The sequence below is a fragment of the Streptomyces sp. NPDC022910 genome, from assembly GCF_055561075.1.
The window spans coordinates 100,067-122,221 of the sequence record NZ_JBVHHL010000005.1; the positions used below are offsets into that span (position 1 = coordinate 100,067).

The following is a 22,155-nucleotide window of genomic DNA, read 5'->3' on the forward strand; positions in this document are numbered from 1 at the left end:
TATCAGGACCCTGTTTCCGTCCCTTCGGAAACAGGGCCCTGGGCTGTTTCGGCGCATCCTCGATCCTGCCGAACGGTGGCGGTGGAACTCCGTGACGTTCTGCCCGAGTCGATGTGGCTGTCCCAGATGGGGCTGGTTCTGTACTGGATCTTCGACCGGACCGAGGGGCGCGAGCGCAGCTACCGGCTCGCCGAGCGCGGCGCCCGCCTCACCGCGCGGGGAGTCGCCCTGGCCCGCTTCCGGGTGCTGCGGCCCCTCGTCCTCGAGGTGCACGAGCTGTCGAGCGGCCGCACGAGGAGAGGTCGCTGATCGCCGAGGCGAACCACATCATGGAGAGCATTCCGGGCCTCCGCGTCGAGATCATCGGAGACCAGATTCTTGCGGTCCCACACCGGACGGGCCTCATGCCGAGGCCCTGATGCTGTTCGCAGCGCCATTCCTGCGGCTGGGCCTCGTGCGGGCATTGCCGGGAATCGGCGTCTGGCTGCCCAGCGGCCCAGCGGATTACGTCATCCCCGACCTGTCCGTGGTCGACGATGAATCGGCCGGTGGCCGTTACGCAACGCACGGGATCCACGTGCCCGGGGAGCTCGTCACGCTCCCCGAGTCCGTGGGCGGCAAAGTCGTGCTCGACGTCGAGCGCGTCCTCAAGGCCGGACCGGCCTGAGTCAATTCACCGCGTCCACCCCGTCCGTCGTCAGTTCCACGTCGTACACCAGCGGTTCCTCCCCGACGACCACGTGCCGGGCCCGGGCCCCGTACGCCGTGGACGTCGCCGCCACGAGGTACGTGCCCGGTGCCGGGACCGAGACGATGTACGAGCCGTCGGCCAGTGACGTGACGCGGTCGAGCTGGCGGCCGCCCTTCGACAGCAGCGTCACGGCCGCTCCCTCGACCGGATCGCCCTCCGCGTCCTGTACGAAGCCGTGCACCGCGCTCGCGGCCCCCGGCAGCAGCGCCTCCTCCTCCGGCTCATCGCGCGGCTCCACCGCCAGGTGCGGCAGACGGCTCTCCAGCCAGCCCGGCAGCCACCAGTTCGCCCTGCCGAGCAGATGCATCGCCGCCGGCACCAGCGCGGTCCGCAGCACGAACGCGTCCAGCGCGACCGCCGCCGCGAGGCCCACGCCCGCCATCGCCGCGCCCGAGTTGCCGCTCAGCACGAAGGCGAGGAAGACACAGACCATGATCAGGGCCGCGGAGTTGATGACCCGGCTGGTCTCGGCGAGGCCCACCCGGACCGCGCGGGCGTTGTCCTTGGTGTGCACCCACTCCTCGTGCATCCGGCTCACCAGGAACACCTGGTAGTCCATCGACAGACCGAAGAGCAGCGAGAGCATGATGATCGGCAGGAACGCCTGGATCGGTCCCTCCTTGCCGAGGCCCAGCAGCTCCAGGCCCCAGCCCCACTGGAAGATCGCCACGAGGACGCCGAAGGACGCGGCGGCGGCGATCAGGTTCATCACGGCGGCCGTCAGCGGCACCACGAGTGAGCGGAAGGCGATCAGCAGAAGCAGGAACCCGAGGCCGATGATGGTCGCGATGAAGGACGGCAGGCGGTCGCCGGTCACGGACGCGAAGTCCTTCGAGACCGCCGTGACACCGCCGACGTGCGCTGTCGCCCCCGCCTTCGGGATCACCTCCCCGCGCAGGGTGTCGATCAGCCGGTCCGTCTGCTCGGACTGCGGCGAGGTGGTCGGGACGACCTGGATGACGGTGACGCCCTGGGCGGGGGGCAGGGCGGAGACCCGGGCCACCCCGTGGGTCTCGCCGATGTCCTTGACGAGTGTGGTCGTGTCACCGCCGACGGAGACCACCTGGAGCGGCCCGTTGAAGCCGGGTCCGAAGCCCTCGGCGAGCAGGTCGTACGCCTTGCGGGTCGTCGTCGAGGCGTCGTCGTTGCCCTGGTCGGTGGCGCCGAGGCGCAGGGAGAGCACGGGCAGGGCGAGCAGAGCCATGACGACCACGGCGAGCGTGGCGACCGTCCGGGGACGCTTCTGCACCGTGGCCGACCACCGCGCCGCGAGACCGCTCGCCCGCTCCGGTTCGGGCCCTCGCTCAGCGAGCCGCCGCCGCTGCCGCCGGCTGAGCACCCGCGGCCCGAGGAGCCCGAGCAGCGCCGGCAGCAGGGTGACGGCCGCGAGCACGCTCAGCACGACGGTGAGCGAGGTGCCGATGACCACCCCGTCCAGGAAGCGCAGGTTCGTCACCAGCATCCCGGCGAGCGCGATGCACACCGTGCCGCCCGCGAACAGCACCGCCCGGCCGGAGGTGTTGAGGGCGGTCACCGCCGACTCCTCGGGATCCAGACCGCGCAGGATTCCGCGCCGGTGCCGGGTGACGATGAACAGGGCGTAGTCGATGCCGACTCCGAGGCCGATCAGCGAGGCGAGCAGCGGGGCGATGTCGGGTACGTCCGTGACATGGCTGATCAGCTGGGTGGAGAACAGCCCGATACCGACGCCGAAGACCGCGATGGCGATCGGAAGCAGCATCGCGAAGAACGAACCGAAGGCGAGGAACAGCACGATGGCCGCCGCCACGATGCCGACCATCTCGGACAGGCCGGCGGGCGGCTGCTGGATGCGGGTGATCGCCTGGCCGCCCAACTCGACGTGCAGACCACCGCGTTCGGCGCCCTGCGCGGTGTCGACGACGTCCTGCACGAGCTGCGTCGGCACTTCGTTCGCCCGCTTGGTGAAGGTCAGCTGGGCATACGCGATCTTGCCGTCCCGGCTGATCTGCGCCGCCCCCCGGGCGCCCGCATACGGGCTGCTGACCGCGCCGACCCCCGGCATCCGCCCGATCTCCGACAGCGCGGGCTCGATCCGCGCCCGGACCGACTCGTCCCTGACCGATCCCTGGTCGACCTTCCACACCACCGTGTCGGTGTCGCCGGCGGCCCTCGGGAAGGCCTTCGCCATCAGGTCGTACGCGGTCTTGGAGTCCGTGTTCGGCAGGGAGAAGACGTTCGCGTAGTCCGTTCCCCTGGCGGACGCCGCAGCGCCCACCCCGAGCAGCGCCCCCACCCACAGCAACAGGACCAGCAGCCGGTGCCGATAGCACCACCGTGCCAATGTCGTCACGCTCTACGCTCCTTCATCAGGGTCCCCCGGGTCCTGGAGCACCAGGATCCGCAGTGACGGGCGCGGACGGACGCGCCCCGCCATGACTCTCAAGGAACTCCAAAGCGCCTACGGTCCCGCCGTCGGTGCCGCTGCGGATACTGGTGGGCATGACCGTCAACGAGGCAGCGCACATGGAGGCAACCGTCCTCGTCGTCGAGGACGAGGAGAGCATCGCGGACGTCCTCGCCATCGCCCTGCGCTACCACCGCTTCCAGGTGATGACCGCGGGCACCGTCCGCGAGGCGCTGGCGCTCGCCGAGCGCACCCGACCCGACGCGGCCCTGCTGGACGTGATGCTGCCGGACGGCGACGGACGGGCCCTCGGCCGCCAACTGCGTGCCCGCCGGCCGGACCTGGCGCTGGTCTTCGTCACCGCGCGCGACGCACCGGCCGAGATCGTCGGCGCGCTCGGCTTCGGCGACGACTACATCACGAAGCCGTTCAACATCGACGAGGTGGTCGCCCGGGTACGGGCCGTCCTGCGCCGTACGCGCCCCGCCGACGTCCTGCCGCAGCGCCCACCGCTGCGCTACGGCGACCTGGAGCTGGACGAGACGACGTACTCGGTGCACCGCGCGGGCCGCACGGTCGAACTCACCCCCACCGAGTACGCGCTGCTGCGCTTCCTGGTGCGCAACGGCGGGCGGATCGTGCCCAAGGAACAGCTGTTGCGCCACGTCTGGCGGTACGAGCACACACCGCCCGAGTCGACGGTCGTGGAGACGTACATCAGCTATCTGCGCCGCAAGCTCGACGCGCTCGGACCGCCGGTGATCACCACCCGGCGGGGTGTCGGATACGGGCTGGCATGACGCTCCTCGGTCTCCCCCAGCTGCTGCGGCCGCGCGGCATTCACTCCCTGCGGGGCAAGCTGACGCTGGCGAACGTGGCGCTGCTCGCGCTCGGCATCGTGGCGGCGACGGCCATCAGCCTGATGGGCATGCGGCACTACGTGCTCGGACAGATCGACGCCGAACTGATCAGGTCCCGTGACTCTCTCGCCCGGTCGCACCTGACCCTGCAGGAGATCGACTCGCTGAGCGCGCTGGCGGTCGTCCGCGACCGGCTGCTGCCGCACAGCGGCGCCGACTCGCCGAACCCGGACACCGTCTTCGCGGCCGTCGACAGGCACGGCACGGTACTCACCGTCGCCGGTCTGAAGCCGACCACCGCCCAGCAGGCGCTCGTCTCCGTCGTCCACGACCCCGCCGCCCTCGCCCAGGAACGGCAACCGCACGACATCCGCCTGCGCGGCGACCCGTACCGGGTGACCGGGGCGCGGCTCGCCGACGGCACGTATGTGCTGCTCGCCCGCTCGACCGGCGTGCTGCACACGGGCATGGCCAAAGCGCTCAGGCTCGACCTCACCGTCGGGACCCTGCTGCTGGCGCTGCTGGCCGCGTTGACGATGATCAGTGTGGGCCGGCGGATGCGGCCGCTGGAGGACATGGTGGAGACGTCGTCGGCGATCGCCGAGGGCGATCTGACCCGGCGCATGCCCTCCAGCAGGGAGACGTCCCTGGAGGTGGAGCAGCTGCGCACCGCCCTCAACTCCATGCTGCACCAGGTGGAGTCGGCGTACCGGACACGCGAGCGCAGCGCCGCCCAGCTGCGCCGCTTCGTCGCGGACGCCTCGCACGAGCTGCGCACACCCCTGTCGGCGATACGTGGCTACCTCCAGCTGTATGAAAAGGGCATGCTGACCGTTCCGGACATGGGGGTCCCCCCGCTCGAACGAAGCCCAGAGCGGGGGAGCAAGCGGTCGTGGGAGCGGATGATGGCCGAGGCGGACCGGATGGGCCGGCTGGTCGACGAACTCCTCACCCTCGCCCGCCTCGACCAGCAGCCCGAACTCCGCTTCCGCAACGTGGACCTGAGCCGTCTGGTGCGGGACGCGGCCGAGGACCTGCGGGCCCAGCAGCCGGAGCGTCCGGTGACGGTGCGCGCGGACGGCGCGCTGCTGGTGCGGGCCGACGAGTCCGGGCTGCGGCAGGTGCTCGGCAACCTCATGGCGAACGTCCGTGTCCACACACCCGCCGGAGTTCCGGTACGGCTCGGTCTGGAGCGCGAGGACGGGATGGTGCACCTGTGCGTCGCGGACGAGGGGCCTGGCCTCGCCGAGGAGGACGCGGCACGCGTCTTCGACCGCTTCTTCCGTGCGGGCTCATGCGCGGGCAGCGGGCTCGGGATGGCGATCGTGCAGGGGGTGGTGGCGGCACACGGCGGCGAGGTGGCGGTGCGGACGGCGCCGGGCGAGGGGCTGGCGGTGACGGTGACGCTGCCGGCTTGCGCACACGTGTGGGACAGCCAGTGAGCGCCATGCCGCGGCCCGGTGGCCGTACGCACGGCCGTGCCGACCGCGGCGGCGCACACGTCCCGCACCACCAGCGCCCACACCGTACTGCCGTACCGGCCCCGGCCCCGGCTCCACACGCCCCACGCCCCACGCCCCACGCCGCCGCGATGTTCTCCACAAGATGCAGGCGGCGGCCGGTCTCGTCCAGGTCGTCGACCACCCTCAGCCGGGGTTCGGCCCGGCCCTCGTCGGAGACCTCTGTGAAGCAGGAGCCGTCGGCGAGGGCGGTGACCGCACCTCGAACTCCCGCTCGGGCAGGGACGCATGGCGTACGACGTTGGTGGCCGGCTCGGACACGAGCAGCACCGCTTCCTCCTGGGCGGGGTCTCCGGGAGCGTAGCCCCAGTCGTCGAGGTGCTCGCGCACCCGGCGCCGGGCGAGAGCCACGGACGCCGGGTGGCAGGGCGGCCGGAAGGAGTTGCGTCCGACCACGTCTGCTCCTCACCCCGCGCACACCTCCGACACATGGTGCTGCGTGGGGCGGGCGCCCGCTGTCACTCGCGTGGGTTCGACCCCTCGGGATCGCGCCGGGCCGCGGGGCCGCCGCCGTGTGTCAGATCCAGTTCAGCCGCCAGAGACGGAAGACGCCGGTGCCGTCGGAAAGGTACTGGCCGCCGCCGACATCCACGCTGCTGACCACGTACTCCTTGCGTTGCCACAGGGGAATCAGCGGAACGTCCTGCGCCACCATCTGCTGTATCTGCTCGAAGTCGTCGGCGGTCCGGCTGCGATCCGAATACCGCTGGCTGTCCCGGACCAGGCTGTCGACGGCCTTGCTGCTGTAGCCGTTCTTCATGCTGTTGCCGGTGCCGACGAGCGGGGTGGTGAAGGTGTCCGGGTCGGGGAAGTCGGCGACCCAGCCGACGGCGTACGCGTCGAGCTTGCCGCTCGCGTAGCGCTTTTGGAAGTCGGTCCACTCGTAGCCCTTGATGTCCACCGTGAACAGTCCGCTCGCCTCCAACTGCCGCTTGAGATCGGCGGCCTCCTCGGCTGCGGCGCCGCGACCCTCGGCGTAGCCGTAGGTGAAGCGGACGGGCACGTGCACGCCCGCCGCGGTGAGCAGGGCGCGGGCCTTGGCGGTGTCGGGCTTGGGATAGGCGTCGAAGAACGAGGTGGTGTGCCCGGTGATGCCCGCCGGGATGAGCGAGTACAGCGGGTCGGTGGTGCCCTCGTACACCTTGTCGACCAGTTCCTCGCGGTTGATCAGCGCGGCGACGGCCTGGCGGACACTCCGGTCGTGCAGGGGCGAGCTCGCACTGGTGTTGAGGACGAGGTTGCGGATCTCGGCGCTGTCGGCCTCGCTGACGCGCTGGTTGGGGTCGCTCGGCGAGAGGCCTGCGAGGACGGCGGGCGGCAGCTGGCGCGTGGCGACATCGACTTCCTTCGCCTTCCACGCCTTCTCCAGGGCGGTGGGGTCGGCGTAGTAGCGCAGCAGGATGGGCCGGCCGGTGTCCTTGATGTCGCCCTGGTAATGCCGGTTCGTCGCGAGGACGGCCTTCTTGTCCTTCGTGTACGACGTCAGGGTGTACGGCCCCGTCCCGTCGGCCCCGGTGTCGGTGCGCAGCCCGTTCTTCGGGTACTTGGTGCTGTCGACGATCGAACCGGCGCCGGTGGCCACCTTGAACGGGAACGTCGCATCGGGCGAGGACAGATGGAACGTGACGGTGAGCCCGTCGGCGTCGACCGAGGCGAGCGTGTCGAGCAGGCTCGCGGGGCCGACGTCCGAGTTGATGCGCTTGACCCGGTCGAAGGAGTACTTGACGTCCTCGGCGGTCACGGTGCGCCCGCTGGGGAACGTCAGTCCCTTGCGGAGCGTGCAGCGGTAGGTCTTGAGGTCCGTCCCCACGAAGGCGCAGCTCTCGGCGGCGTCCGGGACGGGTTCGACACCGTCGGGTTCGAAGGTCAGCAGCGACTGGAAGACGCTGCTGAACAACGCCCAGGACCCGGCGTCGTAGGCCCCCGCCGGATCGAGCGACGTGACGGCGTCCGTCGTCCCGACCGTGATGGCCCTGTTGGTGTTCTCCTTGGCCGGCAGCAGCTGCCACCCGCCCACTCCCACGCCCGCCAGTACCAGCACAGTCGCGAGAATCCGTATGCGAACCGATCGCATCGGCGCCCCTCCCCAGGCCCTCAGCGCATACCACTCCCCTGTGGCGCGGATCACCTAATCACAGGTGTTTCACTTGGGGGAAGAGAGATCTGCAGAGATGAGACAGAACTTACCGAGGGGCCGTTTCCGTCAAGTTTCAGCCACGGCTCGCGAGTTCCGCCGACGGGTTGCCTCGGCGCCTGCCTCGGTCTGGGTCGAGCGCACCTGGCCCGCCTCCTTCCCGGTGGCGAGGATCGATCACATACTCGTGCGCGGCGTGGACCCGCGCGCATTCTGGACCGTGAGCAGCACCGGCTCACAGGACCGTCACGTTTGTGCCGACGCCAGTTCGATCACCGTGATGTCCGACGGCGCGCCCACCCGCGTCGGCGGTCCCCAGGCGCCCGCTCCGCGGGACACGTACAACTGCGTGCCCCCGTAGTGGTCCAGGCCCGCGAGGGTCGGGTTGGCGGCGGCCGCGACAAGGTTGCCGGGCCAGAGCTGGCCGCCATGGGTGTGGCCGGAGAGCTGGAGGTCCACGTGGTGCTTCACGGCCTCGTGGATCTGGACCGGCTGGTGGGCCAGGAGGACCACGGCGCGTGAGGTGTCGCGGTCGCCGAGCGCCTTGGTGAAGTCGGGGCCCTCGCCCTCGCTCTCGCCCGCCAGGTCGTTGACCCCGGCCAGGTCGAACGCGGGCAGTTCCGTGCGCGCGTTCTCCAGCGGGCGCAGGCCGAGTCGGCGCACCTCCTCGACCCATGCGTCCGCGCCGGAGAAGTACTCGTGGTTTCCGGTGACGAAGTAGCTGCCGTGGCGGGCCGTCAGCCGCGCCAGCGGTGCCGCCGCCGGCCCCAGGTCCTTCACGCTGCCGTCGACCAGGTCGCCGACGACCGCGATCAGGTCCGGCTGGGTCGAGTTGACCGTGTCCACCACGCGCTGCGCGAAGCTCCGGCCGAGCACCGGGCCGAGGTGGATGTCGCTCACGACGGCGATGCGGAAACCGTGGGCCGAGCGCGGCAGTTTGGCCAGCGGGACCGTGACGCGTTTCACAGCGGGGCCGCGCAGGACACCGTACGTGCCGTACCCCACCGTGCCGACCGCGGCGGTGGCGACCGCTCCGCCGACCGCCCGGGAGACGAAGAGGCGGCGGGAGGGATCGGTGAGCGCAGGCGAGGGGATGGGCTCAGGCTCGGGCTCCGTGGCCGCGGTCCCCGCCGGTACCGGTACGGGTCTCGGTGCCGTCTCCTCCGTCCGCGCCCGGCGTTGCGCGATCCGGCGCACCAGCGGTCGCAGGAGTTCGCCCGCGAGCAGCGCGAGCAGCAGGTAGAGCGACAGCGCCATCCACAGGAACCCCGGCCAGCCCAGGGCGCGCTGGAGCCAGAAAGGGGCGCCGGCACGCTCGGCGACCAGGGCCGCGACCATCAGCACCGGTCCCGCGACGAGCACCGCTGTTCCGATACGGCGGACCGGACCCGGGCCGCGGGTCGTGTCGCGGACCAGCCGCCGCCACGCGTATCGGTGCAGCGCCGCGAACGCGGCCAGAACGGCCAGGGCGAGGAGCACGAAGACGACGACCACCGTGTTCCCGTTCCCCCGCTATGACCTTCGCCGCAGAGCGCGCAGTCCGCGCAACCCGATGATGCCGATGACAGTCCCCAAGACGAAGGAGACGACGGCGAGCGTCAGATGCACCCAGAAGTACGCCGTCGGATTCCCCGCGTCGTCGAACGCGAGTCCGCTGCCGTCCTTCCAGAGGTTCTTGACGAAAGTGATCCAGATGAACCAGCTCCACACCCCGAAGGCGAGCAGGAACCAGGAGATGGGGCGGCTGAGCTTCATACGTCCAGTATCGCCGTTCTTGCGCGGACCCTCGCTCCGGGGTGGGCGGGATCGGCTGGGACCGGGCGGGACTTCCCGCCCCGTACCCGGTACTTTCGCGACCGTGTCCGCCTTGAAGAAGATCGCCGGGCGCCGCTCGGCGCTCGCCTCCGCAGCCGTGTTGTCCCTTTCGCTCACCGCACCCGCGACCGCCTTCGCGGACACGCAGAGCCCGACCGCGTCGCCATCGGCCACGCCCCCGGCCGCGATGTCGACCGTCGGCGGCGCCCTGCTCGGCCAGCCCGGTACCCAGGTGAACCTGGGCAGCGGCGCCCCGGTGCTCCCGAAGGACTTGACCGCGCGTTCCTGGATCGTCGCCGACGCCGAGTCCGGTGACGTCCTGGCCGCCCACAACGCGCACTGGCGGCTTCCCCCGGCGAGCACCCTGAAGATGCTGTTCGCCGACACCGTGCTGCCCCGGTTCCCGCGGAGCGAGAAGCACAAGGTGGTCCCCACCGACCTGGCCGGCATCGGCGCCGGGTCCAGCATGGTCGGGATAAAGGAGGGCGAGACGTACACGGTCCACGACCTGTGGCTCGGCGTCTTCCTGCGCTCCGGGAACGACGCCGTGCACGTGCTGTCCGCGATGAACCACGGTGTCGAGCAGACCGTCGAGGACATGCAGGCGCATGCCGAGGAGCTCCAGGCACTCGACACGCACGTGGTCAGCCCGGACGGCTACGACGCCCAGGGACAGGTCTCGTCGGCGTACGACCTCACGCTGTTCGCCCGCTCGGGGCTGCAGAAGAAGGACTTCCGGGAGTACTGCTCGACGGTGCGGGCGACGTTCCCGGGCGAGACCACCAAGAGGGGCGGCAAGAAGACCCGCGGGTCCTTCGAGATACAGAACACCAACCGACTGCTGGCCGGGGACAGTGACATAACGCCGTACCGGGGCATCGCGGGCGTGAAGAACGGCAACACCACCAACGCGGGCGCGACCTTCACCGGTGTCGCCGAGCGGGGCGGCAGGGTGCTGCTCGTCACCGTCATGAACCCGGAGAAGAACGATCACAACGAGGTCTACAAGGAGACCGCCCGGCTGTTCGACTGGGGCTTCGGCGCGGCCGGCAAGGTGAAGCCGGTGGGCGAACTCGTCGCCCCGAGGGGCGCGGCCCCCGGCTCGCAGACCGACCCGACTCCGACCGCCACCGCCGCGGGCCAGGACTCCGCCAAGCCGGTGGCCGCCTCGGTGAAGGAGAGCGGTTCCAGCGGCATCGGCGTCGCGCTCGCCATCGTCGGCGGCGTCCTCGTGCTGCTCGCGAGCGGCGTGTTCCTGGTCAATCGCCGCTGGCCGCTGCCTGATCTGGTACGTCATCGGACGCGCCCCTGACCTCGTCGGCCTCACGGCTCTGCGTCGCCGTCCAGGCGGCGCAGAACAGCACGAGTCTCGCGGTGAAGTTGATCCACAGCAGCAGCGCCACGGGCACCCCGAAGGCGCCGTACATGCTTTTCGATGCGACGCCCTGGATATAGCCGCTGAGCAGCAGCTTGAGCAGTTCGAAGCCGACCGCGCCCATCAGGGCGGCCGTCAGCAGCCGGTGCCGTGGGGGTTCCACGCCGGGCAGCAGGGTGAGGACGTAGAGCAGAACCAGGAAGTCGGCGAGGACGGCGACGACGAAGGCGGCGATGCGCAGCAGGACGCTGCCCCAGCCGCCCTTGTCGAGGCCGATCTGCCCGGCGATCCAGTCGACCAGCGCGGTGGCGACGGTGGACGTCGCGAGGGTGACCAGGATGGCGCCGCCCAGGCCGACGAGCACCACCCCGTCCTTGACCTTGGCCAACACCGGGTTCTCGTCGCTGTCGGGCAGCTCCCACACCGCCCGCAGGCAGTCCCGCATCTGGCCGACCCAGCCGATGCCGACGAAGAACAGCGTGGCACCGGCGATGACGCCGACGGTGCCGGCGTTCTGGACCAGACCGTGGATGTCGAGCTGGTCGGAGATGCCGGGGAACTGTTCGGCGACCTTGCTCTGCAGCCTGTTCTGCCGGGCCTCGCTGAGCGTCGCGGCGCCGATCGCGGCGGCGACGGTGAGCAGCGGGAACAGCGCCACGAAGCTGATGAACGTCATCGCGGCGGCGAGCCGGGTCCACTTCACCCGGTCGAGACGTTCGTAGCAACGCCAGGCGTGGGTGGCCATGAGGCGCGTGACGATCGGCCCGATGCCGGGGAGTCTCTTCAGCCAGTCCATGATCCGACTCTCCCCTCGTACCCCTCGACCAGTCTTCGAGTACCCCGTCGAGCACGTGATGAGGCGCTCTCGGCCGCGTACGGTGACTCATCCATTTCAGTGAGGAGCCGCCTGGAGTGGGGGTATTGGTGGGTTACGCCTTATTCACGGCGATACGGTCACGGTCATGCCTGCCCACAAGGACGCCTTCAGCCCCCCGAAGTCCCTGCTGATCCTCGGCGGCACGTCCGAGATCGCGCTGGCCACCGCGCGCCGCCTCGTCGCCCGCCGCGCCCGTACCGTCTGGCTGGCGGGGCGCCCCTCCCCCGAGTTGGAGAGGGCCGCCGAGCACCTGTCCGAACTCGGTGCCGACACTCGTACCGTCCCCTTCGACGCGCTCGATCCCGAGGCCCACGAGATCGCCCTCGGCAAGGTGTTCACGGAGGGTGACATCGACATGGTGCTCCTCGCGTTCGGCGTGCTCGGCAACCAGGCGACCGACGAGCGCAACCCGGTGGCCGCGGCGCGCGTCGCACAGACCAACTACACGGGCGCGGTCTCCGCGGGCCTGGTGTGCGCCCGCGCACTCCAGGACCAGGGCCACGGCTCACTGGTCGTCCTGTCGTCGGTCGCCGGTGAGCGCGCCCGCCGCTCGGACTTCATCTACGGCTCCAGCAAGGCGGGGCTCGACACGTTCACGCAGGGGCTCGGCGACGCGCTGTACGGCACCGGCGTGCACGTCATGGTCGTACGCCCCGGGTCCGTCCGCAGGCGCGGTGCGCGGGCACGCACCGCGAGGCCGATGGCCACCACGCCGGAGGAGATCGCCGCGGCGATCGAACTGGGGCTGAGCAGACGGTCGGAGGTGGTGTGGGTGCCGGCGGCACTGCGGCTGGTGATGTCGGGGCTGCGGCACATGCCCCGGGCGCTGTTCAGGCGGCTGCCGGTCCAGTAGCGGGGAACCCGACCCGGCAAAACTAGGGCATGGGCAGGGTGGCGTCCTCCGCCGGCGCACACGCCTGCGGAGGCACCACCGCGGCCCCGAAGGCGAACTCCCGCAGCTTGCGCCAGACGCCGTCCTGGCCCTGCTCGTACAGCGCGAAGCCCGTGCACGGCCACTCGGCCCGGTAGTCGGCGAGTTCCTCGTACGCCCGGTCCATCGCGGCCTCGTCGATGCCGTGCGCCACCGTGACGTGCGGGTGGTACGGGAAGAGCAGCTCGCGCGCCACCGGCCCGGAGGAGTCACGGACCTGCTTCTGCAGCCAGGTGCACGCCGCGGCGCCCTCGACGACCTGGACGTACACCACGGGCGACAGGGGCCGGAACGTGCCCGTGCCGGACAGCCGCATCGGGAAGGGGCGCGCGGCCGCCGCGACCTCGACGAGGTGCGCCTCGATGGCGGGAAGCTCGGAGGCGTCGACCTCCGTCGGCGGCAACAGGGTGACATGCGTGGGGATGCCGTGAGCCGCGGCGTCGCCGAAGCCCGCGCGCAGCTGCTGGATCGTGCTGCCGTGGGGCTCCGGGACCGCGATCGACACACCGATCGTTACGGTCCCCACGTCGTCTCCTGTCGTCGTGCTGGTGTGCGTGGCCGGTGGGCAGGCCGGGACGCCGCTTCGGTGTCCGCCCTTCCGACTGTACGGCCGGGCCCGTGCCCCGGGCAGGCGCAGACGGAGTGGAGTGCAGCACTCCACGGCGCGTCGGGGCCCGGCGGGATCAGTGCTTGGCGGGCAGGAAGCCCACCTTCTCGTACGCCTGGGAGAGGGTCTCCGCGGCGACGGCGCGCGCCTTCTCCGCGCCCTTGGCCAGGATCGAGTCGAGCGTCTCGGGGTCGTCCAGGTACTGCTGGGTGCGCTCCCGGAACGGTGTCACGAAATCGACCATGACCTCTGCGAGGTCCGTCTTGAGCGCACCGTAGCCCTTGCCGGCGTACTTCTGCTCCAGTTCCGCGATACCGGTCCCGGTGAGGGTCGAGTAGATGGTCAGCAGGTTGCTGACACCCGGCTTGTGCTCCGCGTCGTACCTGATGACGGTGTCCGTGTCGGTGACGGCGCTCTTGACCTTCTTGGCGGTGGACTTCGGGTCGTCGAGCAGGTTGATGAGGCCCTTCGGCGTGGACGCCGACTTGCTCATCTTGATCGACGGGTCCTGCAGGTCGTAGATCTTCGCCGTCTCTTTGAGGATGTACGGCCGCGGGACCGTGAAGGTCTCGCCGAACCGTCCGTTGAAACGCTCGGCGAGGTCGCGGGTCAGCTCGATGTGCTGGCGCTGGTCCTCGCCGACCGGGACCTCGTTCGCCTGGTACAGCAGGATGTCGGCGACCTGGAGGATCGGGTACGTGAACAGGCCGACACTGGCGCGCTCGGCGCCCTGCTTGGCGGACTTGTCCTTGAACTGGGTCATGCGGCCGGCCTCGCCGAAGCCGGTGAGGCAGTTCATGATCCAGGCCAGCTGGGCGTGCTCGGGGACGTGGCTCTGCACGAAGAGCGTGCACCGCTCCGGGTCGAGCCCGGCCGCGAGCAACTGTGCGGCGGCCAGGCGGGTGTTGGCACGCAGTTCCTTCGGGTCCTGCGGAACGGTGATCGCGTGCAGGTCGACGACCATATAGAACGCGTCGTGGGTCTCCTGCAGGGCCACCCACTGGCGGACCGCGCCGAGGTAGTTGCCGAGGTGGAACGAGCCGGCGGTGGGCTGGATTCCGGAGAGCACGCGAAGAGAACGCTGCATGGCGGAGCCATTCCCCTGAGGGTGGTGAGAGACGGACGGGCTGTCAGAGGCCATGTTCACCATTCTCTCAGGTCCGGGGGGCCGGTCCGGAACTGGTGGGCAACAGGTGCGGCCCGAACCGTCACCGGCGGTGTAACAAGGGGACATGACAACGGAGGGGTACCGCGTGCGCGGGCTCGGCAGCCTGGTGGCGGTGCTGGCGGTGACGGCCGTGGCGACCACGGGGGCCGCCGCCCCCGCACGGGCCGCGAGCAAGGACATACCCGACCTGGCGCTCGTCGTGACGAACGGCACCGGCCGGACGACGACGCTGCGCTCCGGGGACCGGGACTTCGCGCTGCTGTGGCAGCTCATGGCGCCGACGGAGACCGGGACCGAGCAGGTGCCGGACGCGTGGGCCGCAGGACGGTATCCGCGGGTGCGGGCCACCGTGGTGTGGGCGCTGACCGGGATCGGGGGGTGGCCGGACACCAGGCGGGCGCCCGGGGGCGACGTGGCCGTCGAGCGGCAGGATCAGCTGTTCCTGGCATCGGACGGCACGGCGTGGGTTCGTTCGGATCCGGCGCCGGACGTCTCCGACGACGACATCAGGTGGCACCGGGCGCCGCGGGGCGTTTTCGAGCGGCTGGAGAAGAGCGGACTGCTCACCGACCCCACCCCCGCCGCGGGGGTCGGCTCCTCGGACGCCGTGCGCTGGGCAGCCACGGGGCTCGGGGCGGGGCTGGTCCTGGGGGCCGGGGGCATGTACGCCGCGCGGCGGGCGGCGGCCCGGCGAGAAGGCGGGCCGCCGCGGCAGGAGCTCATCGATCTCGGTGAGCTCCGGTGATCACGCGGTTGCGATCGGATCAGCCGAGATCGATCTCGGGGTACAGCGGGAAGCCGGCCAGCAGGTCGCTCGCGCGGTGGGCGATCTCGTCCGCGATCTTCAGGTCCAGGACGTGCTGGGCCTTCGACGGGGTGCCCTTGCCGGTCGTGCCGGGGACGGTGGTCGTCAGGACGCGGTCGATCAGGGCCGCGATCTCGTCCATCTCCGCCGTGCCGAGGCCACGGGTCGTGAGTGCCGGCGTGCCGATGCGGATGCCGGAGGTGTACCAGGCGCCGTTCGGGTCGGCCGGGATGGCGTTGCGGTTGGTGACGATGCCCGACTCCAACAGGGCCGCTTCGGCCTGGCGGCCGGTGAGGCCATAGGAGGAGGCCACGTCGATCAGGTTCAGGTGGTTGTCGGTGCCGCCGGTGACGAGCGTGGCGCCGCGGCGCATCAGGCCTTCGGCCAGGGCGCGGGAGTTGTCGACGATCCGCTGGGCGTAGCCGCGGAAGGACTCCTGCCGGGCCTCGGCCAGGGCCACCGCCTTGGCGGCCATCACGTGCGGGAGCGGGCCGCCCAGCACCATCGGGCAGCCGCGGTCGACCTGGTCGCGCAGGGAGTCGTCGCACAGGACCATGCCGCCGCGCGGACCGCGCAGCGACTTGTGGGTGGTGGTGGTCACGATCTGGGCGTGCGGGACCGGGTCGAAGTCGCCGGTCAGCACCTTGCCCGCGACCAGGCCCGCGAAGTGGGCCATGTCGACCATGAGCGTGGCGCCGACCTCGTCGGCGATCTCCCGCATGATCCGGAAGTTCACCAGACGGGGGTACGCCGAGTAGCCGGCCACGATGATCAGCGGCTTGAACTCGCGGGCCGACGCGCGCAGCGCCTCGTAGTCGATCAGACCCGTGGCCGGGTCCGTGCCGTAGGAGCGCTGGTCGAACATCTTGCCGGAGATGTTCGGCCGGAAGCCGTGGGTGAGGTGGCCGCCCGCGTCCAGAGACATGCCGAGCATGCGCTGGTTGCCGAAGGCGCGGCGCAGCTCGGCCCAGTCCTCCTCGGAGAGGTCGTTGACCTGGCGGACGCCCGCCTTCTCCAGGGCCGGGGCCTCGACGCGCTGGGCGAGGACGGCCCAGAAGGCGACGAGGTTGGCGTCGATGCCGGAGTGCGGCTGGACGTAGGCGTGACGGGCGCCGAACAGCTCCTTGGCGTGCTCGGCGGCGAGCGACTCGACGGTGTCGACGTTGCGGCAGCCGGCGTAGAAGCGGCGGCCGACGGTGCCCTCGGCGTACTTGTCGCTGAACCAGTTGCCCATGGCCAGCAGCGTGGCCGGGGAGGCGTAGTTCTCGGACGCGATCAGCTTGAGCATCTCGCGCTGGTCGGCGACCTCCTGGCCGATGGCGTCGGCGACCCGGGGCTCGACGGCGCGGATCACGTCGAGGGCGGCGCGGAAGGCAGTGGACTCGGTGGAGAGGGGCTGCTCTGGCATGGGGACCTCCGGACGGCGTGCGTTCTGCGTTCACGGTTCGGCCCAGGCGCACGGCACACGATCGCTCGACTCAGAGCCGCTCCCCGATGGTCCGTCCCATCCCAGCGCGCCAGTCACGGCCCGCGATCAGCGTACCGGGCGCGTCGGACGGCTCGGTTCCCGCGTCCACCATGCGAGCGACGATAGGAAAGGGGGCACATGCCCGCGTACGGCCGGAAGGGGAGCCCCGTGAACACCACCGACACCCTCATCGCCGCGTCCGAGGCCCACAGCGCGCCCACCTATCGCCCCCTTCCGGTCGTCGTGGCCACGGCGGACGGGGCCTGGATGACGGACGTCGAGGGACGCCGGTATCTGGATCTGCTGGCCGGCTACTCGGCGCTGAACTTCGGCCACTGCAACCGGCGGCTGATCGAGGCGGCCAAGGCGCAGCTGGAGCGGGTGACGCTGACGTCGCGGGCGTTCCACCACGAACGGTTCGGGGCGTTCTGCGAGCAGCTGGCCCAGCTGTGCGGCATGGAGATGGTGCTGCCGATGAACACGGGCGCCGAGGCGGTGGAGAGCGCCGTGAAGACGGCCCGCAAGTGGGGCTACCGGGTCAAGGGCGTGCCCGCGGAGATGGCGAAGATCGTGGTCGCGGGCAACAACTTCCACGGCCGTACGACGACGATCATCAGCTTCTCCACGGACCCGGGGGCGCGCGCGGACTTCGGCCCGTACACGCCGGGCTTCGAGATCGTGCCGTACGGGGATCTGACCGCGATGCGCGGGGCGATGACGGAGAACACGGTGGCGGTACTGCTCGAGCCGATCCAGGGCGAGGCGGGGGTCCTGGTGCCGCCCGCCGGTTATCTGCCGACGGTGCGGGAGCTGGCCCGGGAGCGCAACGTGCTGTTCGTCGCCGATGAGGTGCAGTCGGGGCTCGGCCGTACGGGTCGGACCTTCGCGTGCGAGCACGAGGGCGTCGTACCCGACATGTACGTGCTCGGGAAGGCGCTCGGCGGCGGGATCGTGCCGGTGTCGGCAGTGGTGTCGAGCGCCGAGGTGCTCGGGGTGTTCCGGCCGGGTGAGCACGGGTCGACCTTCGGCGGGAACCCGCTTGCCTGTGCGGTGGCGCTCGAGGTGATCGCGATGCTGCGGTCCGGCGAGTACCAGGCGCGGGCGGCGGAGCTGGGCGAGCATCTCCACCGCGAACTGGGCACGCTGGCCGGCACGGGCCGGGTCACGCAGGTACGCGGGCGGGGGCTGTGGGCGGGTGTGGACATCCATCCGCGGTACGGGACCGGGCGGGAGGTCTGCGAGAAGCTGATGGACCGGGGCGTCCTGGTGAAGGACACCCACGGGTCCACGATCCGGATCGCCCCGCCGCTCGTCATCGGCAAGGAGGACCTGGACTGGGGGCTCGCCCAACTGCGGGCGGTACTGGGCGTCTAGAGGATCACGTGTGGCAGGAAGCGCGCGTACTCGTCCGTGACCAGGCCCGAGGACTCGCGGATGCCGAGTCCCGCCGACTCGTCCTCGACGACCCAGGCACCGAGGACTACACGGTTGCCGTCGAAGGACGGCAGGGGCGCCAGCCCCCGGTAGCAGCAGGCGTCCTCGCGCAGTGCCGCGGGGATGCCCGGCTCGTGGACCGTCACCCCTTCGCCCTCGCGGCCGAGGAGCGGCTCGGCGACGTAGCCCGTGGTGCGCGCCAGCTCCCGCGGCCCGTCGAGGTAGGCGAAAAGCAAGCGGTGAGGGCGGCGGCGAGGAGTCCCATGCCGCCGAGGACGACCGTGCCCGAGCGCAGTTGCCGGCGTGTGTCCGCCATGTTCGTGTTCCCCCGTCGAGTGAGACTTCGTTGAGACGTCGGTGAGACGTGTGCGGCCATCAGACTGGCGATCAGACTGGAGAGCATCACTCTGATGTTCGAACGCGCCCCTGTCTGTCCCGCGTCGCCTACAGTCGCTTCGTGCTCTTTGGGATGGTGTGCGCACTGGGTGCGGCGGTCTGTTTCGGTACGGCGACGGTCCTGCAGGCGATCGCTGCGCGCGCGGCGGGCACGGGTGGGGGCGGGGACGCGGCTCTGCTGCTGCGGGCGCTGCGGCAGTGGCGGTATCTGGCGGGGCTCGCGCTGGACGGGCTCGGATTCCTGCTGCAGATCGCGGCACTGCGGTCCCTGCCGATCTACGCGGTGGGCGCGACCCTCGCGTCCAGTCTGGCGGTGACGGCGGTGGTCGCGGCGCGCCTCCTGCGGGTCCGGCTGACCGGGAACGAGTGGGGCGCTGTCGCGGTGGTGTGCGCGGGGCTTGCGATGCTCGGGCTGGCGTCCGGGGCGGAGGGGAACCGGGACGGGTCCTCGAACCTGAAGTACGCGATGCTGGCCACGGCGGTGGCGGTACTGCTGCTCGGTCTGGCCGGAGGGCGGCTGCCGGGTCGGGGCCGGGCCCTGGTGCTGGGCCTCGGCGCCGGGTTCGGATTCGGGGTGGTCGAGGTGGCGGTGCGGCTGATCGACTCGCTGAAGCCCGTGTCGCTGCTGGCCAACCCGGCGACTTACGCGCTGCTGCTGGGCGGAGGAGCGGCCTTTCTGCTGCTGACCACGGCGCTGGAGCGGGGCTCGGTGACGGTGGCGACCGCGGGCATGGTCGTCGGCGAGACGTTGGGGCCGGCGGCGATCGGGGTGGTGTGGCTGGGCGACCGCACACGGGAGGGCATGGCCTGGCTGGCGGTGCTCGGCTTCGCGGTGGCGGTGGCCGGCGCGCTGGCGCTGGCCCGCTTCGGAGAAGCGCCGGTCGGCGAAGGGTGACGGCCGGGCCCCCGGCCCTCAGGGCAGCACCCTGCACAACGCCTCCAGCGCCCCCGCCCACCCGTGATCCGGCGGCGTTCCGTACCCGACGACCAGGGCGTCCGGCGGATCGGCGGTGGCGTCCGGGTGGCGGAAGCGGCGCAGGCCGTGCACCGCCAAGTCCTGCCACGCCGCCGCCTGGACCACCGTCTGCTCGGTGCCGGGCGGGAGGCGCAGGATCGCGTGCAGGCCGGCCGCGATCCCCATGACGCGGACGTCGGGAGCGCGGGCCGCGACGGCCCGGACCAGGGCGTCGCGGCGGCGACGGTAGCGCAGCCGGGCGGCGCGCACGTGGCGGTCGTACGCGCCCGACGTGATGAACTCCGCCAGGGTCAGCTGGTCCAGCACCCCGCACGTGTCGGTGCCGCCCTTGGCCGCGGTGGCCTCCCCCACGAGATCCGGCGGCAGCACCATCCAGCCCAGCCGCAGCCCGGGGGCGAGGGACTTGCTGGCGGTGCCGAGGTACACCACGTGCTCGGGGTCAAGGCCCTGCAAGGCCCCGACCGGCTGGCGGTCGTAGCGGAACTCGCCGTCGTAGTCGTCCTCCAGGATCAGTCCGCCGGTGTGCCGCGCCCAGTCCGCCACCGCCGCCCGCCGCTCGGGGCGCAGGGGCACGCCCATCGGGAACTGGTGGGCGGGAGTGAGAAGTACGGCGCCCACATCGGCCAACCCCTCAGTCTCCGTGCCCAGTGCGTCGAACGGGAGGGGCTCCGTGCGCAGGCCGGCCTCCGCCAGCAGCTTCCAGTGGACATCGAGTCCGTACGACTCGACGGCCACCGTGCTCACGCCGCGTGCCCGCAGCACCGCGCCGAGGATCTTCAGCCCGTGCGAAAAGCCCGCGCACACGAGGACGCGCTCGGGGTCGGCGCGCACGCCGCGTGCCCGGGACAGGTACGCAGTGAGCGCCGTGCGCAGTTCGGCGCGGCCACGCGGATCGCCGTAGCCGAGGGCCTGGTTCGGTGCCGCCGTCAGGGCGCGGCGGGCCGCCCTCAGCCACTCGACGCGCGGGAAGGAGGCGAGGTCGGGGGCGCCGGGCAGCAGGTCGTGGACGGGACGGCCCGGCTCGCGGGGACGGCGCGCGGCGGGCGCGGCCGGCGGCTCGGGTGAGCTGCGCTCGGCCACCCGGGTGCCCGACCCCTGGCGTGCGGTGAGCCAGCCCTCGGCCACCAGGCCGGCGTACGCCTCGGCGACCGTGTTGCGCGCGATGCCCAGGTCTGTGGCGAGCGAGCGAGAGGAGGGCAGCCGGGTCCCCGGGGCCAGGCGGCCGGTGCGGACCGCCTCGCGCAGTGCGCTGGTCAGCCCCTTGCGCAGCCCCCTTCCGGTCGGCTCCAGATGGAGGTCGACACCCAAAGTGGCCCACGATTTCCCCATGGAAATGGACCATACTCCTGGGCTGCTCCGCTCCTAGGGTCGAAGACATGACGACGAACGATTACGCCCCTGAGCACACCCCCCGCCTGCACTGGGCCCAGCACGCCCCGGAGGTCTACAAGGCGCTGGTGCGAGCGGACGCGGCCGCCGGGAAGGGCCTCGACCCGAAGTTGCGCGAGCTGGTGAAGATCCGCTCCTCCCAGCTCAACCACTGCGCCTTCTGCCTGGACATGCACACCAAGGACGCGCTCGCGGCCGGCGAGAGCGTGGAGCGGATCGTCCAGCTGAGCGCCTGGGAGGAGTCGCGCCACTTCTACACCGAGAGGGAGCTCGCGGCGCTGGAACTGACCGAGGCGGTGACCGTGCTCACCGACGGCTTCGTACCGGACGAGGTGTACGAGCGGGCCGCCAAGCACTTCGACGAGGCGGAGCTGTCCCAGCTGATCGCCGCGATCGCGGTGATCAACGCGTGGAACCGGTTCGGCGTGGCGACCCGGGCGGTGCCGGGCCACTACAAGCCGGGCCAGTACACGTGACGGCTCGCACGAGCCATCTCGACCCCGGGGTCCGCACCGCGCTGCAGGGCCCTGGGCGCCGAACGGCAGCTGGACCGTGCTCGCCCGGCCGGACGGCGAGGGCGGGCTTCGGCGACCCCGTCTACGGCGACGGCCCTGGGCTCGGTCGCCGCGCAGCTGACGCAGGACTGATCAGGGCAGCCATGCCTGCCACGTCGAGGTGTGGCTGTCCACCCACTGCTTCGCGGCCTGTTCGGAGGTCAGCTTCCGGTCGGCGATCATCAGCGCGACCTCGTTCGGGTCCTCCGTCGTCCACGTGAACTTCTTCAGGAAGGCCGCCGCCCTGCCGCCGCTCTTCGCGAAGTCCGCGTTCACGTACTTCTGCAGCGGCGTGTGCGGGTAGGCGCAGGCCACCTTCGCCGCGTACCCAGCTCTTCGCGATCGCGTACGAGGAGGTCGGCGACGCGGTGCAGCAGCGCGGCACGCTCGGTCACGGGTGCGTGCGGCCAGGGGCCCTCGTCGAAAGCACGGCGGGCGGCCGTGACGGCGGCGTCGGCATCCTGTTCGTCACCCTCCGCAACCACCGCGAACGGCTCGGCGTCCGCGGGATCGAGGATCTAGCGGGTGCCCCGGAGAGCGCAGTGCGCCACTCGCCGACCACGCGAACTGTCTGTTCTGCCTGCCGTGTCTGCCGTCCGGCCATGATCGGTACTGCCTTCCGTTCCTGTTCGGCACCCCTGTGTCACACGCGTGTCACTCTCAGAGGCCGGGCGCACCTGCCCCGGGCTCACGGATGCATGCACGTTCC

At 71.2% G+C, this 22,155-nt stretch carries 18 protein-coding genes, 5 pseudogenes and 1 riboswitch; of the genes and pseudogenes, 10 read left to right on the forward strand and 13 right to left on the reverse strand.

The window, feature by feature from the left end; translation table 11 throughout:
- Nucleotides 1-75: 75 nt before the first annotated feature.
- Both ACZ3TS_RS06770 and ACZ3TS_RS06775 read left to right on the forward strand, forming a co-directional pair.
- Nucleotides 76-279, forward strand: a pseudogene (locus ACZ3TS_RS06770) (TetR/AcrR family transcriptional regulator); the annotation flags it as partial.
- Nucleotides 280-418: 139 nt separating this feature from the next.
- Nucleotides 419-667, forward strand: a complete 249-nt coding sequence (locus ACZ3TS_RS06775) for a hypothetical protein (protein WP_467614252.1) — start codon at nt 419-421, stop codon at nt 665-667.
- A 1-nt stretch (nt 668) separates the two neighbouring features.
- On the opposite strand, the gene ACZ3TS_RS06780 is transcribed toward ACZ3TS_RS06775, so the two are convergent.
- Nucleotides 669-3,074: an MMPL family transporter gene (locus ACZ3TS_RS06780; RefSeq protein WP_467614559.1), complete on the reverse strand. Its 2,406-nt coding sequence runs from the start codon at nt 3,072-3,074 to the stop codon at nt 669-671.
- Between the two features lie 158 nt (nt 3,075-3,232).
- On the opposite strand from ACZ3TS_RS06780, the gene ACZ3TS_RS06785 reads away from it, so the two are divergent.
- Nucleotides 3,233-3,937 carry a response regulator transcription factor gene (locus ACZ3TS_RS06785; RefSeq protein ID WP_467614253.1) on the forward strand — a complete coding sequence of 235 codons (705 nt, stop codon included), beginning with the start codon at nt 3,233-3,235 and terminating at the stop codon, nt 3,935-3,937.
- Nucleotides 3,934-5,439, forward strand: coding sequence for a sensor histidine kinase (locus tag ACZ3TS_RS06790; protein WP_467614255.1), 1,506 nt, complete (start codon nt 3,934-3,936; stop codon nt 5,437-5,439). The genes ACZ3TS_RS06785 and ACZ3TS_RS06790 overlap by 4 nt, the downstream gene beginning before the upstream one ends.
- Nucleotides 5,440-5,507: 68 nt before the next feature.
- On the opposite strand, the pseudogene ACZ3TS_RS06795 reads toward ACZ3TS_RS06790, so the two are convergent.
- The 4 genes and pseudogenes from ACZ3TS_RS06795 to ACZ3TS_RS06810 form a co-directional block, all read right to left on the reverse strand.
- Nucleotides 5,508-5,913 (reverse strand): annotated as a pseudogene (locus tag ACZ3TS_RS06795) (ATP-binding protein); the annotation flags it as partial.
- A gap of 121 nt (nt 5,914-6,034) precedes the next feature.
- Nucleotides 6,035-7,591: an ABC transporter substrate-binding protein gene (locus ACZ3TS_RS06800; RefSeq protein WP_467614256.1), complete on the reverse strand. Its 1,557-nt coding sequence runs from the start codon at nt 7,589-7,591 to the stop codon at nt 6,035-6,037.
- Between the two features lie 306 nt (nt 7,592-7,897).
- Nucleotides 7,898-9,145, reverse strand: coding sequence for a metallophosphoesterase (locus ACZ3TS_RS06805; protein WP_467614258.1), 1,248 nt, complete (start codon nt 9,143-9,145; stop codon nt 7,898-7,900).
- A gap of 18 nt (nt 9,146-9,163) precedes the next feature.
- The gene (locus ACZ3TS_RS06810; protein WP_467614259.1) at nt 9,164-9,406 is read right to left on the reverse strand and encodes an SCO4848 family membrane protein; all 243 of its coding nucleotides are present in this window, start codon (nt 9,404-9,406) and stop codon (nt 9,164-9,166) included.
- Nucleotides 9,407-9,509: 103 nt separating this feature from the next.
- Between ACZ3TS_RS06810 and ACZ3TS_RS06815 the strand changes: the two genes are divergently transcribed.
- Nucleotides 9,510-10,778 carry a D-alanyl-D-alanine carboxypeptidase family protein gene (locus ACZ3TS_RS06815; RefSeq protein ID WP_467614261.1) on the forward strand — a complete coding sequence of 423 codons (1,269 nt, stop codon included), beginning with the start codon at nt 9,510-9,512 and terminating at the stop codon, nt 10,776-10,778.
- Here ACZ3TS_RS06815 and ACZ3TS_RS06820 read toward each other — a convergent pair.
- Nucleotides 10,726-11,637, reverse strand: a complete 912-nt coding sequence (locus tag ACZ3TS_RS06820; RefSeq protein WP_467614263.1) for a YihY/virulence factor BrkB family protein — start codon at nt 11,635-11,637, stop codon at nt 10,726-10,728. The two genes, ACZ3TS_RS06815 and ACZ3TS_RS06820, sit on opposite strands and share 53 nt — an antisense overlap.
- Nucleotides 11,638-11,803: 166 nt before the next feature.
- Here ACZ3TS_RS06820 and ACZ3TS_RS06825 point away from each other — a divergent pair, with 166 nt between their 5' ends.
- The gene (locus tag ACZ3TS_RS06825) at nt 11,804-12,571 is read left to right on the forward strand and encodes an SDR family NAD(P)-dependent oxidoreductase (protein WP_467614265.1); all 768 of its coding nucleotides are present in this window, start codon (nt 11,804-11,806) and stop codon (nt 12,569-12,571) included.
- A 22-nt stretch (nt 12,572-12,593) separates the two neighbouring features.
- Here the strand turns inward: ACZ3TS_RS06825 and ACZ3TS_RS06830 are convergent, their stop codons facing one another.
- Together ACZ3TS_RS06830 and trpS are read right to left on the reverse strand one after the other, a co-directional pair.
- Nucleotides 12,594-13,175 carry a 2'-5' RNA ligase family protein gene (locus tag ACZ3TS_RS06830; RefSeq protein ID WP_467614267.1) on the reverse strand — a complete coding sequence of 194 codons (582 nt, stop codon included), beginning with the start codon at nt 13,173-13,175 and terminating at the stop codon, nt 12,594-12,596.
- A gap of 157 nt (nt 13,176-13,332) precedes the next feature.
- A complete protein-coding gene (trpS, locus tag ACZ3TS_RS06835) occupies nt 13,333-14,397 on the reverse strand; it encodes a tryptophan--tRNA ligase (protein ID WP_467614269.1) in 1,065 nt (354 codons plus the stop codon).
- A 91-nt stretch (nt 14,398-14,488) separates the two neighbouring features.
- On the opposite strand from trpS, the gene ACZ3TS_RS06840 reads away from it, so the two are divergent.
- Nucleotides 14,489-15,169: a hypothetical protein gene (locus tag ACZ3TS_RS06840; RefSeq protein ID WP_467614271.1), complete on the forward strand. Its 681-nt coding sequence runs from the start codon at nt 14,489-14,491 to the stop codon at nt 15,167-15,169.
- A 19-nt stretch (nt 15,170-15,188) separates the two neighbouring features.
- Here ACZ3TS_RS06840 and ACZ3TS_RS06845 read toward each other — a convergent pair whose 3' ends face one another.
- Nucleotides 15,189-16,637: a glycine hydroxymethyltransferase gene (locus tag ACZ3TS_RS06845; RefSeq protein WP_467614273.1), complete on the reverse strand. Its 1,449-nt coding sequence runs from the start codon at nt 16,635-16,637 to the stop codon at nt 15,189-15,191.
- Between the two features lie 33 nt (nt 16,638-16,670).
- A riboswitch (ZMP/ZTP riboswitch) is annotated at nt 16,671-16,764 on the reverse strand.
- Nucleotides 16,765-16,835: 71 nt separating this feature from the next.
- Between ACZ3TS_RS06845 and rocD the strand changes: the two genes are divergently transcribed.
- Nucleotides 16,836-18,071 carry an ornithine--oxo-acid transaminase gene (gene rocD / locus ACZ3TS_RS06850; RefSeq protein WP_467614275.1) on the forward strand — a complete coding sequence of 412 codons (1,236 nt, stop codon included), beginning with the start codon at nt 16,836-16,838 and terminating at the stop codon, nt 18,069-18,071.
- On the opposite strand, the pseudogene ACZ3TS_RS06855 reads toward rocD, so the two are convergent.
- Nucleotides 18,068-18,367, reverse strand: a pseudogene (locus ACZ3TS_RS06855) (glutathionylspermidine synthase family protein); the annotation flags it as partial. The gene rocD and the pseudogene ACZ3TS_RS06855 overlap by 4 nt on opposite strands.
- A 233-nt stretch (nt 18,368-18,600) precedes the next feature.
- Here ACZ3TS_RS06855 and ACZ3TS_RS06860 point away from each other — a divergent pair.
- A complete protein-coding gene (locus ACZ3TS_RS06860) occupies nt 18,601-19,422 on the forward strand; it encodes a DMT family protein (RefSeq protein ID WP_467614561.1) in 822 nt (273 codons plus the stop codon).
- Nucleotides 19,423-19,440: 18 nt separating this feature from the next.
- Here ACZ3TS_RS06860 and pdxR read toward each other — a convergent pair whose 3' ends face one another.
- The gene (pdxR, locus tag ACZ3TS_RS06865; RefSeq protein WP_467614277.1) at nt 19,441-20,832 is read right to left on the reverse strand and encodes a MocR-like pyridoxine biosynthesis transcription factor PdxR; all 1,392 of its coding nucleotides are present in this window, start codon (nt 20,830-20,832) and stop codon (nt 19,441-19,443) included.
- Nucleotides 20,833-20,879: 47 nt separating this feature from the next.
- Here pdxR and ACZ3TS_RS06870 point away from each other — a divergent pair, with 47 nt between their 5' ends.
- Nucleotides 20,880-21,368 (forward strand): carboxymuconolactone decarboxylase family protein, encoded by a 489-nt coding sequence (locus ACZ3TS_RS06870; protein ID WP_467614278.1) that lies wholly within the window; start codon nt 20,880-20,882, stop codon nt 21,366-21,368.
- A gap of 171 nt (nt 21,369-21,539) precedes the next feature.
- Here ACZ3TS_RS06870 and ACZ3TS_RS06875 read toward each other — a convergent pair.
- Nucleotides 21,540-21,767, reverse strand: a pseudogene (locus ACZ3TS_RS06875) (glycine betaine ABC transporter substrate-binding protein); the annotation flags it as partial.
- A 5-nt stretch (nt 21,768-21,772) separates the two neighbouring features.
- Nucleotides 21,773-22,050 (reverse strand): annotated as a pseudogene (locus ACZ3TS_RS06880) (aldehyde dehydrogenase family protein); the annotation flags it as partial.
- Nucleotides 22,051-22,155 lie beyond the last annotated feature (105 nt).